General features: G+C 56.6%; 11 protein-coding genes. 4 read left to right on the forward strand and 7 right to left on the reverse strand.

The window, feature by feature from the left end; all coding sequences use genetic code 11:
• Positions 1-161: 161 nt before the first annotated feature.
• Positions 162-338, reverse strand: a complete 177-nt coding sequence (locus C2U40_RS27045) for a helix-turn-helix transcriptional regulator (protein WP_103827383.1) — start codon at positions 336-338, stop codon at positions 162-164.
• 304 nt (positions 339-642) lie between these two features.
• Between C2U40_RS27045 and C2U40_RS26240 the strand changes: the two genes are divergently transcribed.
• Complete coding sequence (locus C2U40_RS26240) at positions 643-1,644, forward strand: hypothetical protein (RefSeq protein WP_146054365.1); 1,002 nt, start codon at positions 643-645, stop codon at positions 1,642-1,644.
• 19 nt (positions 1,645-1,663) lie between these two features.
• Here the strand turns inward: C2U40_RS26240 and C2U40_RS19025 are convergent, their stop codons facing one another.
• Positions 1,664-2,953 (reverse strand): tyrosine-type recombinase/integrase, encoded by a 1,290-nt coding sequence (locus C2U40_RS19025; RefSeq protein WP_103827381.1) that lies wholly within the window; start codon positions 2,951-2,953, stop codon positions 1,664-1,666.
• Between the two features lie 202 nt (positions 2,954-3,155).
• Here C2U40_RS19025 and mutS point away from each other — a divergent pair, with 202 nt between their 5' ends.
• Positions 3,156-5,711, forward strand: a complete 2,556-nt coding sequence (mutS, locus tag C2U40_RS19030) for a DNA mismatch repair protein MutS (protein WP_181014756.1) — start codon at positions 3,156-3,158, stop codon at positions 5,709-5,711.
• A gap of 93 nt (positions 5,712-5,804) precedes the next feature.
• On the opposite strand, the gene C2U40_RS19035 is transcribed toward mutS, so the two are convergent.
• The gene (locus C2U40_RS19035) at positions 5,805-7,403 is read right to left on the reverse strand and encodes a BCCT family transporter (RefSeq protein ID WP_103827379.1); all 1,599 of its coding nucleotides are present in this window, start codon (positions 7,401-7,403) and stop codon (positions 5,805-5,807) included.
• Between the two features lie 9 nt (positions 7,404-7,412).
• Entirely contained in the window at positions 7,413-7,940 is a 528-nt protein-coding gene (locus C2U40_RS19040) for a hypothetical protein (RefSeq protein WP_011707435.1), read from the reverse strand.
• A gap of 163 nt (positions 7,941-8,103) precedes the next feature.
• Here C2U40_RS19040 and C2U40_RS19045 point away from each other — a divergent pair, with 163 nt between their 5' ends.
• Positions 8,104-8,583: a MarR family winged helix-turn-helix transcriptional regulator gene (locus C2U40_RS19045; protein WP_011707436.1), complete on the forward strand. Its 480-nt coding sequence runs from the start codon at positions 8,104-8,106 to the stop codon at positions 8,581-8,583.
• Positions 8,584-8,615: 32 nt separating this feature from the next.
• Here C2U40_RS19045 and C2U40_RS19050 read toward each other — a convergent pair whose 3' ends face one another.
• Complete coding sequence (locus tag C2U40_RS19050) at positions 8,616-9,818, reverse strand: ISL3-like element ISAeme19 family transposase (RefSeq protein ID WP_081000878.1); 1,203 nt, start codon at positions 9,816-9,818, stop codon at positions 8,616-8,618.
• Between the two features lie 125 nt (positions 9,819-9,943).
• Complete coding sequence (locus tag C2U40_RS19055; RefSeq protein ID WP_011707437.1) at positions 9,944-10,525, reverse strand: YjaG family protein; 582 nt, start codon at positions 10,523-10,525, stop codon at positions 9,944-9,946.
• 162 nt (positions 10,526-10,687) lie between these two features.
• Here C2U40_RS19055 and C2U40_RS19060 point away from each other — a divergent pair, with 162 nt between their 5' ends.
• Positions 10,688-11,632 (forward strand): D-2-hydroxyacid dehydrogenase, encoded by a 945-nt coding sequence (locus C2U40_RS19060; protein ID WP_103827038.1) that lies wholly within the window; start codon positions 10,688-10,690, stop codon positions 11,630-11,632.
• Positions 11,633-11,698: 66 nt separating this feature from the next.
• Here C2U40_RS19060 and mepM read toward each other — a convergent pair whose 3' ends face one another.
• Positions 11,699-13,036, reverse strand: coding sequence for a murein DD-endopeptidase MepM (mepM, locus tag C2U40_RS19065; protein WP_016352056.1), 1,338 nt, complete (start codon positions 13,034-13,036; stop codon positions 11,699-11,701).
• Positions 13,037-13,061 lie beyond the last annotated feature (25 nt).

Below are 13,061 nucleotides of genomic sequence, written 5' to 3' on the forward strand. Positions count from 1 at the left end.
ACAGAATCCAGATATAAACAGCACCTGTGTCGATAAGAAAACACCAATTGCCTCGGAAAATAAACTCTGAAATTAACCACTTTTTACAAAAATAGAGAAACCATGAAAATGCAGTCAAAAATCAGATGCAATCAATTTAAGCAACACGCTGACACCCTCACTTATCGAGCGTCAGCCATCTGTTTAATCCAATCCATGACTTCATTTCTCAACCACGCGGTCGCCCGTTCAGAAAGGTGAATCTGTTTTGGGAAATCACCTTTTGCGATTAACCGATAGATGGTTGCTCTGGATAATCTTGTTTCTCTAGTTACGTCCGTCAGTTTCATTAATTCCATGATGCACCTCGCGTTATTTGGTCACATCAAGGACATAAAAGTAAATTCCTCCACTCATGTTTCCTGAGAAACAGTAGATATGAAAAAATGTGCAATACAGGCAATCATCGATGATGATTAAGCACACTCAGCCAAGCCTAGCAACTGAGCAAAAATGCCAATCACAGGCCTAAATTGCTACAAATCAACTAGAGAAATGATGTTTAGTCACAAAATTAAACCCTCTAGATCACTACAATGGACTACCTCAAAAACCACCAACAACATACAATACAACGACCATTTATCTACTAGTGGAAATGCAATGAACTCAAAATATTATGATTTCCTATTAAAGCTTGGAATCGAAAATAATTTAGTTAAATATATAAACGACATTAGTTTCCTTGATTTTTGCCTTAATTGGAGAAATCCAAACTATAAAAACCCAGCAACTAACAAGGATGAACTGCAATCAAATCTTATTGACTGGATTCAATACTTAGATCTTAACATTCAAATATGCCATCAGATTTTCGGGATTAATGCTTGCCTGCCAGCAAAAAAAGCAGGGAATTTAGGACTAAAAAAGATTCTTGAAAACCTAGTTAACAATTACCTCGAGCACAGAATAACAGATGAAGATATTGCATGGATCTCGACAAACAACAGCCGCCTGATTAGATTCACGAAAACAAGAATCCTATTTACTTCAATTACGGAACAAGGATTTTTCCCACGCAGTCAACTATTCCCCCTCAGCATGAACATGAACCATGTGCATGGGGAAACAAGTCCTTTTACCAGTAATAAATCATCATTAGAGTATATAAAAAGCAACCTTACGTGCATTGATTCGCCAAGATTATACAAACTTGGATTTATTAATTCCGTGAAGCAAGAATGGGGGTGTATTGTCAATAAAGACAGCGCAGCTCGCTGGATAAAAAAAGAAGACAACGACAGCTTTCGTCACTGGCTAAAAAGCCAAGATTTCTTTATGCGCGGAGGTGATTGGAATTGGATAAGCCAATATCAGCACGAGGATTTTATAGAGTTCACATCTTTATATTTCGACATTATGACTGCGCTAGTTCCAGACAAATCAGAATTAATGATTATCAAGCTTAAAAAAGCATGGAGTCAGTTCAAAACCAGAGAAAAAAACAAAACAAAAAAGCAAGTATCTTTTTACTTACCAATAAAAACCAAGGAGCAACTAGAGGAAATATGTAAAGCAACGGAAGTACCAAGAGATAAGTTTTTGCAACTACTCATTGAAAATGAACACAAAAAATTCAAGAGCAAAATGCAAGAAGGCAGTTAACACTGCCTTTGCCATCATACTAAGTCATCAAGCTGTCTAAGTGATCTGACCATTTTTGCAGCCATACTTTACATTCATCATTGTAGCGGTGTAGGTTATATGTTCCCTGTATCCCTTTTTGACTATGCCCCAATATCGCTTCGGCAATATCGGTAGGACAACCTAATCGAGCCAAGCCGGTTCTTACGGTCCGACGCAGATCGTGTGGTGCCCAAGTGGGCAGATCTATCATCTGTCCACTTTGTCTTAGGATCCATCCGCTGGTCGTTAATGCTTTTTGTTGAATTGGCTCGTTCGTGGTTCTAGATGGAAATAAACAATGATCTGTTTCCAACCTCAATGATTTTAAAAATGAAATTGCTTGACTAGACAGTTGGACATATCGATCGACATCGGTCTTTGTTTCTTTTAAATGAATAGACCCTTTATCCAGATCAACTTGATTCCAATATAAACCACAAATTTCTCCGGTACGGCAACCGGTCCAAAGCGTGAGTCTGAGAACATGCTGTTGGCCTAATGGATATGCTGAGTCGGGTAGCCACTGCAAAAATCGTCGTAACTCTTCATCATCGAAAACTCGGGTTGCCTTCTGGCTGGTCAGGCGAAGCCTCGTCATTTTGAGCTTCTTCTTGGCATTGATCGTTGGGTTGACGAAATCATCAGGCAATCGACCTGAGCCAATCGCGTAGTCATATGCAGAACCCAGCTCACGTAGTACGTTTCCCGCCTGAACATTGGCCCCACGTCCAACGATTTTCAACACCAGATTGCTGACATCTTGTGCCGAAATATGAATCGCCTCTATATCCCCCAAATCTCGATATACATCGGTGCAAAGAGTACGTCGAGCTTCAGCCTGGCCTTTTGGTTTCCTCGCCCCAGGGATTAACTCCCCAGTCGAGGACCAGTGATCCTCGATGTACTCACCAAGATACAGCTCTATGACATCGCGTACTGTGAATGGTTTTGCTTCGGTGGTCTCAACGGCTTGAGTCTTCTGGATCTGCAGCTCGTTCGCCAACTCCGTTGCAGGACACAGACCTTGGTGGCGCATCAGCTTGAGCTCTTTGAGCCGGATCCTAGCCTGTTCAAGCGTAAGGATGGGGAAAACACCCAGAGTTATCTGCTTTTGCTTGCGAGGATTTGCTGGATCGTTATAGCGATAGTAGAAGCTTTTTTTGCCAGTTCGACCACAGCTGACACGCAAGCCTCGATACTCACCGATATCAGCTTTATCCTTGTCTCCCGGCTTCATGGCTTCAATTGCTTTGTAAGAAAGCGGTTTGCTATTCTGACGCCCCGACATGCCGTACTCCTCAGTAAACTGACTCACTCTTATATGAAGCGTAGGTTATCGTGTTTACGCACCAGAAACCATCCACAACCTACGCTTTGACCTACGCTTATTGTTAGGATGCAGCGAGATGGCTTGAGACAATCAGATACATAGTGAGTCGTCATCAAGAGCGCAATCAATTGATTTATAAAACATTTAAAAGGTTAAAGGCTTGATGAACAACAGAAATATCGAGCAACATACACCAATGATGCAGCAGTATCTGACCCTCAAGGCCGAGAACCCGGAGATCCTGCTGTTCTATCGGATGGGCGACTTCTACGAGCTGTTCTATGACGATGCCCGCAAGGCCTCCCAGCTGCTCGACATCTCCCTGACCAAGCGCGGCCAGTCGGCCGGCAGCCCCATCCCGATGGCGGGCGTTCCCTATCACGCCATCGAAGGCTATCTGGCCAAGCTGGTGCAGCTCGGCGAGTCGGCCGCCATCTGCGAGCAGGTAGGGGATCCTGCCACCAGCAAGGGGCCGGTGGAGCGCAAGGTCATTCGCATCATCACCCCGGGCACCGTCTCCGACGAGGCGCTGCTCAGCGAGCGGCAGGACAACCTGATCGCCGCCGTCTACCACGATGGCCGCCGCTTCGGCTACGGCACCATGGACATCGGCTCCGGCCGCTTCTTCATCAACCAGTTTGAGAAAGAAGAGACCCTGCTGGCGGAGCTGCAGCGCACCAATCCGGCGGAGCTGCTCTACCCCGAATCCTTCGCCTTCCTGCACCATGTCGAGGGTCGCCGCGGTCTGCGCCGCCGCCCGGAGTGGGAGTTCGAGCTCGGTACCGCCCGCAAGCTCTTGTGCCAGCAGTTCGGCACCCAGGATCTGGTGGGCTTCGGCGTCGAGCAGAGCGAGACCGCCCTGTGCGCCGCCGGCTGCCTGATGCAATACGTGAAAGACACCCAGCGCACCGCCCTGCCCCACATTCGCAGCGTGCGCCTCGAGCAGCCCGATCATGCGGTCATCATGGATGCCGCCACCCGCCGCAATCTGGAGCTGACCCAGAATCTGGCCGGCGGCCACGACAACACGCTCTCCGCCATACTGGACTGCACCGCTACCCCCATGGGCAGCCGCTTGCTCAAGCGCTGGATCCACCAGCCGATCCGCGATCGGGTGCTCCTGAAAGGTCGCCAGAGCACCATCAAGGAGCTCATCGAGCAGAACCTCTATGACGAGCTGGGCGGCTTGCTGCGCCAGGTCGGCGACGTGGAGCGGGTGCTGGCGCGCCTGGCCCTGCGCTCGGCCCGTCCGCGCGATCTCACCCGCCTGCGTCAGGCTTTCGCCCAGTTGCCCGAATTGCAGCGCCTGCTGGCGGAGAGCGAGCACGAGGCGGTGCAGCAGCTGCGCGAACGCGCCAGCACCTTCCCCGAGCTACTCGACCTGCTGGAGCGCGCCGTAATGGAGGTGCCGCCGGTGCTGATCCGCGATGGCGGCGTCATCCGTGACGGCTTCAACCAGGAGCTGGACGAACTGCGGGATCTGGCCAACGGCGCCACCGCCAGCCTCGCCCGCATCGAGGAGCGCGAGCGGCTGCTGACCGGCATCAACACCCTCAAGGTGGGCTACAACAAGGTGCACGGCTTCTACATCGAGGTGAGCCGCGCCAACAGCCACCTGGTGCCGGCCCACTACATCCGCCGCCAGACCCTCAAGAACAACGAACGCTACATCATCGACGAGCTTAAAAAGTACGAGGACAAGGTGCTCACCGCCCAGGCCCAGGCACTGGCGCTGGAAAAACGCCTCTACGAAGAGCTGCTCGATGCCCTGCTGCCGCACCTCGGCGATCTGCAGGAGTCCGCCGCCGCGCTGGCGGAGCTGGACGTGCTGGCCAACCTGGCCGAGCGGGCCGAGACCCTCGACTACCGCTGCCCGACGCTCATCGACGAGGATCAGATCCTGATCGAAGCGGGTCGTCATCCGGTGGTGGAGCAGGTGATGACCGACCCCTTCATCGCCAACCCGATCCGGCTGGAGCGGGATCGGCGGATGCTGATCATCACAGGCCCCAACATGGGCGGTAAATCCACCTACATGCGCCAGACCGCGCTGATCGTGCTACTGGCCCACATCGGTGCCTTCGTGCCGGCCGACTGCACCCGCATCGGCCCCATCGACCGCATCTTCACCCGCATCGGGGCGTCGGATGATCTCGCCTCCGGCCGATCCACCTTTATGGTGGAGATGACCGAGACCGCCAACATCCTCAACAACGCCACCGCCCGCAGCTTGGTGCTGATGGACGAGATAGGTCGCGGCACCAGCACCTACGACGGCCTCTCGCTGGCGTGGGCCTGCGCCGAACAGCTGGCAAGCAAGATTGGCGCCTACACCCTGTTCGCCACCCACTACTTCGAGCTCACCCGTCTGCCGGAGCTGATGGAAGGGCTGGCCAACGTCCACCTCGATGCGGTGGAGCACGGCGACACCATCGCCTTTATGCACGCGGTGCAGGAGGGGGCGGCCAGCCGCTCCTACGGGCTGCAGGTGGCGGCGCTGGCGGGGGTGCCCAAATCGGTGATCCAGCAGGCCCGTCACAAACTGCACGAGCTGGAGAGTGCCACCCCGGTGGCCGCTGGCGAATCTCGCCCGGCTCCGGTGGCCATGGCGCCCCAGAGCCATCCGGTAGTCGATGAGCTGGCAGCGGTGCGCCCGGACGAGCTCACCCCGCGGCAGGCGCTGGATCTGCTCTATCGCCTCAAACAGATGCTGTGACCAGCGGCAGCTGATCAGCCATGAAAAAGGGGAACCGCGAGGTTCCCCTTTTGTTTGGCTGCTTGATGGCGGCCTGAACAGGATGAAGCAACGTCAGGCTGGCCCGATCCGCTCCAGCAGGCTCATGTGGGTTGAACCGTCGTGGCGCTTGAGCTTTTGCCGGTATTCGAACTGGTGCTGGCTCTCCTGCTTGAGCCCCAGCATCAGCGAGTAGCACATGGCCAGCATGATCACCGAGAAGGGCAGCGCCGCTATGATGCTGGCGGCCTGCAAGGCGGCCAGCCCGCCGGAGACCAGCAGAATGGCGGCCACCAGCCCCTGACCCAGCCCCCAGATGGCGCGGTGCAGCACAGGGGGATCCTGATCGCCGATAGAGAGCAGGGTCGTGATCACCAGGGTGCCCGAGTCGCTGGAGGTGATGAAGTAGGTACAGATCAGCAGGGTCAGCACCCCCTTGGCGATCCAGCCGAAGGTCTCCCAGTGCAGCAGTTCCACCGTCTGGTAGAGCGCCAGGGTCACATCCCGATTGACCGCGGCCACCACGCCGCCACCGCCGAACAGCTCCAGATTCATGGCGGTACCGCCGAACACGGTGAGCCAGAACATGCCGAGCAGCGAGGGCACCAGCAGCACGCCGAGCACGAATTCGCGGATGGTACGCCCCTTGGAGATGCGGGCGATGAACATGCCGACAAACGGCGCCCACGCAATCCACCAGCCCCAGTAGAAGGCGGTCCAGCTCGACTGCCAGGCCGAGGTGCCGTTGGCCTCGGTGTTGGTCCAGAAGCTCAGCTTGACGATGTTTTGCAGGTAATCACCGATGTTCTGCACATAGGCGTTGAGGATGTAGGTGGTCGGCCCCAGCACCAGGAAGAGGCCCAGCACGAACACGCTCAGCCAGATATTGAGCTCGGAGAGCAGCTTGACCCCCCGCCCGACCCCGGAAACCGCCGACAAGGTGGCGATCAGGCTGATGCCGCCGATCAGCCAGAGCTGGTTTGCTTGCGATACTCCCATGCCGAACATCTGGTTGAGACCAGTGTTCATCTGGGAGACCCCCAGGCCAAGGGAGGTGGCCACCCCGAACACGGTGCCGAACACCGCCAGCACGTCGGCGGCATGGCCCCAGAAGCCGTAGATGCGATCGCCGAGCAGCGGATAGAGCACGGAGCGGATGGCCAGCGGCAGCTTGCGCCGATAGCTGAAGAAGGCGAGCGACAGGCCGACGATCACGTAGATGGCCCAGGGATGCAGGCCCCAATGGAAGAAGGTGAGGCGCATGGCGATCTGGGCCGCTTCCGGGGTCATCCCTTCGGTGATGAAGGGGTTGCCCTGCAGATGGTTCATCGGCTCGGCGATGCTCCAGAACACCAGGCCTATGCCCATGCCGGCGCTGAACAGCATGGCAAACCAGGCGAAGTAGCCGAACTCCGGTACCTGGTCGTCGTCACCCAGCCGGATGCTGCCAAAGCGGCTGAACATCAGGTAGACAGCGAAGAACAGGAACAGGGCGACCACCAGAATGTAGTACCACTTGAACCCGGCAATGATCTGATCCTTGGCGCCGACAAACCAGCTGGCGGCGGTTTCGGGGACGAACACCCCGAACAGCAGGAACAGGGTGATGACGGTGAGTGCCGTCATGGCCATGGTCGGGTTGAGACCTTTGAATAGCCCTTTGCTTGCTCTCATCTGGCCTCCTTAGTCGTTGTTGAAAAAGTCTTCACCCACGTGATCACCGGCACCACCGATGGCGCGGTAGACCAGCTTGCCGGCCGTCTGCACCCGGTGGTCCACCAGGCTGACCGAAGGCTGGCCATTCACCGCATGACGCTTGCCGAGGAAGATGGCCATGGGCACGCCCAGGTTGGAAATGCCGCTGGTGATCCAGAGCCGGTTGAAGTCGTAGGATCCGCCGATGAACTCCAGCTGGGCCAGCCCGGTATCAAGCCCGGTCAGATAGAAGTTCATCGCGCTCTCGTCCGGGAAGAGGTGCACCAGCACATAGGCGTAACGCAATTCATTCACCAACTCCTTTAGGTTGAAAGAACCAGTCTCACTGCAGGAGAGGGGCAGCTCACCATCGTAGTGGTGCACCTTGAGGTTGTTGGGGTCTTCGTCATAGGCAGGCTGGTAACGCACGAAAGCCGAGGTATCAGGCAGTTCATAACGCACTCTGACCACCCGAAGGTCGGCCGCCAGCGACTTGATGTCCAGTTCGTCACTCATCATCTTGCTCCTCAAAGGTCGGGTCAAAATTCGGAAAATGCCCGCTAACCTAACACAAAAATGATTAGAGCAGAAATCATTACAGTAAAAACCATATTGACCTTGTGACGAATTAGGCGGAGAATTTTGCGCCTCTCAACAGCCCCTCGACGATTCGTTCCCCATGGAAAAACATGATGAAGTGCTGGTCGCCCTGCGCCAGATAATTCGTGCCATCGACATGCACTCCAAGCGCTTGATCAAGGAGGCCGGCCTGACCTCGCCCCAGCTCTTGCTGCTCAAGGGGATCGACGAGCTGGGCCAGATCTCCATGCGCCAGCTGGCGGATCACACCAACATGAGCCAGGCCACCGCCACCACCATCATGGACCGCCTCGAGAGCCGCCAGCTGGTGCAGCGCATCCGCAGCGAAACCGACAAGCGCAAGGTGCATGCGACGCTGACTGACGCAGGCCGCGCCCTGCTGGCCCAGGCACCCACCCCGCTGCAGGAGCGCTTCATCCAGCGCTTTCAGGCACTTGAGGTCTGGGAGCAGACTCTGTTGCTCTCTTCCCTGCAGCGCATCTCGGCCATGATGAATGCCGATGAGATAGACGCGGCCCCAGTGCTGAGCGTCCGGCCCCTCACCGAGGAGCGGGCATAAAAAAAGCTCCCGAACGGGAGCTTTTTTTAGGTTCATCGCGGCTTTCCGGGGAAGGCCGCCTTGATTTTCAGAAAAAAGTATTCTGAGTCCCTAAATCCATATGCCATACGCTTTATCACTTTGATCTTGTTGTTCACCCCTTCCAGCACACTCGTGTGCATCGGGTAGTTTGCACTCGCCAGGATCCCCCGCATATATTTCGATAAATTTCGACCAAATCGTTGCAGCGGCGCTAGCCCGCTTTCCTTCACCTGCCGCATCCAGCTCCGCCATCGTCGCCATCCTTCCCACACGCTCGGCGCATACCAGATGCCCTTCAACCCCTCTTTCAGCACGTACACCATCGCCAGCGGTTGATTCGCCGCCAACAGCTCCTGCAACTTCACATCCTGTTTTTCACTCAACTTCGCCCGATTACGTAGCAGCAACCAACGCGCACTTTTGACCACTTTTCGCGCCGGTTTATCGCTTTTCAGTGCATTCGCCTGCTCCACTCGCACCCGGTCCACCACCTCTCGGCCATAGCGAGCCACCACGTGGAACAGGTCGTAGACCACCTCCGCCTGCGGGCAGTGTTGCTTCACCTCCAGGTCGAACGCCGTGTTCATGTCCATCGCCACCGCTTCAATCTGCTGGCATCGCTCGCCGAGCTGCTCGAAGAAGGGACGGATAGCGGCCCGGCTGTTGCCGTGCCCCACCCACAGGACGCGGGTTCGCTCGGCATCCATGATCACGGTGGCATAGCGGTGTCCCTTGTGCAGGGCAAACTCATCCATCACCAGCCGCCGCACCTCCCCAAGTTCGATGGTGCCCACACTGGTCTGCAAACGGCGCTTGTCGATCTCCTTGATGGTGTGCCAACCGACCCCGGTGAGCTGGCTGACATGGCGGATGGGGAGGTACTGAACGAGCGCTTCAATCCAGCACTGCATGCGCCGGGTGAGGCGGGAGCCAGAGGGGAGCCAGTCGATATGTTCACTGACGCGACCACAGCGCAGACAGTCGACGCGGCGAACAGGCAGTTGTAACCAGACTTGTCGGTCAAATAGGTCTCGCTCACGCACCCGGCGGATACGTTGGTCGTGGATCAATGGCGTGGGTTGCAGGCATCGGCGACAACGGGGCAAGAAGTCGGCGCGAGGCTCAAGGGTAAACAGGGTGTGATGGTTGGCAGAAAGCGCTTGGGCGATGACGGTATAACCTGGCCAGAAGGAGGCAATATCAATATGATGCACGGCGACAGCAGGGTGATGGTGGTGGTGTGTTTGGAGACAGCCAGTTTACCAGCACCCTGTCTGTCAACTTCCACTTCCCCAAGATCCCGCGAAGAACCTTTTTTTATGGGCCGGGGAGAGTGCGCTCACTCTTCCAGGCTGATGCCGATATTGGAGACGCCATCCTGGGCCGCAAAGGTACGGATCGCCAGAATGCGGTCGCTGTCGCGCTCATGGGCAACCCGCTTGAGCAGCTCGACCTGGAACTCCAGCTCGGCTTCCATGTATTCGTGCTCGTAGAGCTCCTCATCGGTGAGGTCGCGCTCTTCCAGCATCTCGATGAAACCGGCCACAGTACCGACCGACGCGTGGCTGGCATCGTTGGCCTCTTCACCCACCCGGCAGATCACCGAGTTGTAGGCACAGCCCAGCGCCACGCAGGCATCCAGCGCCGGATAGGCACCGTAGGACTCGAATTTGCCAGGCTCGGGAATATAGACTTCAAACGCCTCCAGGATCGCCCCCAGATTGACGCGGGAACCCTTCACCGTCAGGTAATTCCACATCTGATCCAGGGCGTGGCGAAATGCCTTCGCATCCCCGAAACCGGAGGCCTGGGAAAACAGCGCATAGTTGGGGTACATGCGCTCTGCCAGCGCCAGGGTGTAGACGGTCTGTTGCCAAGGCTGTAGCTCGGCCAGTCGCTTATAAAACTTGTCACCAAACACTGGAGTCGGATCCTTTGCAAAATGTGGGGCAGATTGTAGCCCACGAGGGGCCGCGCGAAAACGAAAAAGCGGCCTGGTCGGCTATGTTGGCCGGTCAACTCGGGTAAGATGAGGACAGAGCGGCCTCTCTCCCGCGCCGCAAATCTGATAAGGAACAAGAGTATGAGTCAACGTACCCTTCTTTTGCTCAGCCAGGACAATGCTCACTATGAGCGCCTGCTCAAGGCGGCCCACCTCCCCCATTTGCGCATTCTGCGGGCCGACAACCAGGGCGAGGCCGAAAAATTGATCGGCGAAGCCCATATTCTGATGGCTGAACCGGCGCGGGCCAAACCGCTGCTGGCCAAGGCCGGCAAGCTCAGCTGGCTGCAGTCCACCTACGCTGGAGTCGACGTGCTGCTGGATGCCAGCTGCCGCCGCGACTATCAGCTCACCAACGTGCGCGGCATCTTCGGCCCGCTGATGAGCGAATACGTGTTTGGCCATCTGCTCAGCCTGATGCGCCAGCTGCAGCTCTATCGGGAGCAGCAGAAGCAGCGGCTGTGGCAAAGCCACCCCTATCACGGCCTCAAGGGACGCACCTTACTGATCTTGGGTACCGGCAGCATAGGCCAGCACATAGCCCACACCGGCAAGCACTTCGGCATGAAGGTGCTTGGCATCAGCCGCAGCGGCCGCGAGCGGGCCGGCTTCGATCAGGTGTATCAGCTACCAGCCCTCAACAAGGTGCTGGCACAGGCAGACGTCATTGTCAGCGTCCTGCCCGCCACCCGCGAGACACATCACCTCTTCACCGCCCCCCGTTTCGAACACTGCAAACCGGGCGCCATCCTGTTCAACGTGGGACGCGGCAACGCCATCCACGAGGGTGACCTGCTCACGGCGCTGCGCACCGGCAAGCTGGGCATGGCGGTGCTGGACGTGTTCGCACAGGAGCCGCTGCCCGCCGACAGCCCGCTCTGGGGCCAGCCCAACCTCATCATCACGCCACACAACAGCGCCTACAGCTTCCCCGAAGATGTGGCCCAGATCTTCGTGCGCAACTACATCCGTTTCATCGACGGCCAACCGCTGGACGGCAAGATAGACTTCGACAAGGGCTATTGATGACCACCAGCCAACAAAAAGGCCCCGCCAGAGTGGCGGGGCCTTTTTGTGTCGGCGAGAGAGGCATCAACCGGCCTCCATCTCCTTGCGATAGCTCTTCACCTTGGCGAGGAACTGACGCTTCTCCTTGCCGGAGAGCGGTTCAGCCATCGGCAGCTTGACCTTCATGGCATCGACCGGACGGTTGTTGATCCGCACCTCGTAGTGCAGGTGGGCACCGGTGGAACGACCGGTGTTACCGGAGAGCGCAATCTTGTCACCCATTTTCACCTTCTGGCCCGGCTTGACCAGCAGCTTGCTCAGGTGCAGGTAACGGGTCATCAGGGTACGACCGTGCTTGATCACCACATAGGTGCCGGCCAGCGGGTGGCTGGTCGCCTTCAGCACGACGCCGTCACCGGTTGCCATCACGGGGGTGCCGACCGGCAGGGCAAAGTCGGTGCCCTCGTGGGGACGCACCTGGCCGGTGATCGGGTGACGGCGGTTCGGGTTGAAGCTGGAGCTGACCCGGTAGCGGCTGTGGGTCGGATAACGGCGGAAGCCGCGCTCCAGGCTGTTGCCCTGGCCATCGTAGTAGTTGCCATCTTCAGACAACCAGGCAGACACGCTCTGGCCCTGGCTGAACACTTCCACCCCCAGCAGTTGGGTATTGCCGGTGCTCTTGCCCTCGACCGTTTCCTGGCGTACCAGCACCTTGAACTTGTCGCCCTTTTTTAGATCCTTGGCGAAGTTGAGCCGCCACTGGAACAGGTTGGCAATCTTCTGGATGTGGTTGGCCGGGATCCCCGCATTGCGGGCACTGACGTAAAAACTGCCGTTGATGACCCCGTCATACCCCTTCTTCTGCCACTCCACCTCTTCATTGAGCATGTTGGCGCTGTAGGTGTCGTCGGTGCGCTCCAGGATCAGGGTCTGCTTGATGTTCAGACGAATCTTCATCTGCTGCAGTATGTTGTCCTGATCGATCAGCAGCTCGATGGTTTGACCGGGCTTGAGACGTGCCAGATTGTTCTTGGTATCGGCATCCAGCACCTTGTAGAGGGTGGTGGTGGATAGACCCAGGTTGTTGAAGATGGTGGTCAGGTTTTCGCCGTTTCGTACCCGATAATCCTGCCACTGGGGGGTGGCATCGGTCGGGATGTCATCTTCCGGGGTCGCGGCTTCCACCAGCTCGTGATCCGGGATGTCGTTGAAGTCCGTATTGTCTTCGTTGGTTGCGGTGCCGTTGGTGGCGATCGGCAACTCCAGACGCAATGGCCGCTCCAGGATGTCACCCGGTGCTGGCAATATGGCTACCGCTGACAGCGTCATGGCGGTCAGCAATAGCATGGCGTAAAAGTGTTTGCGGGGAACCGGGGGTTCCCAATTGGCAGCCTGCGCTACCAAGGGACGGAGACGTTTCATCCGCTATCCTGTCATTAGATCTAAG

The sequence above is a fragment of the Aeromonas sp. ASNIH4 genome, assembly GCF_002934425.1.
GTDB lineage: Bacteria > Pseudomonadota > Gammaproteobacteria > Enterobacterales > Aeromonadaceae > Aeromonas > Aeromonas hydrophila.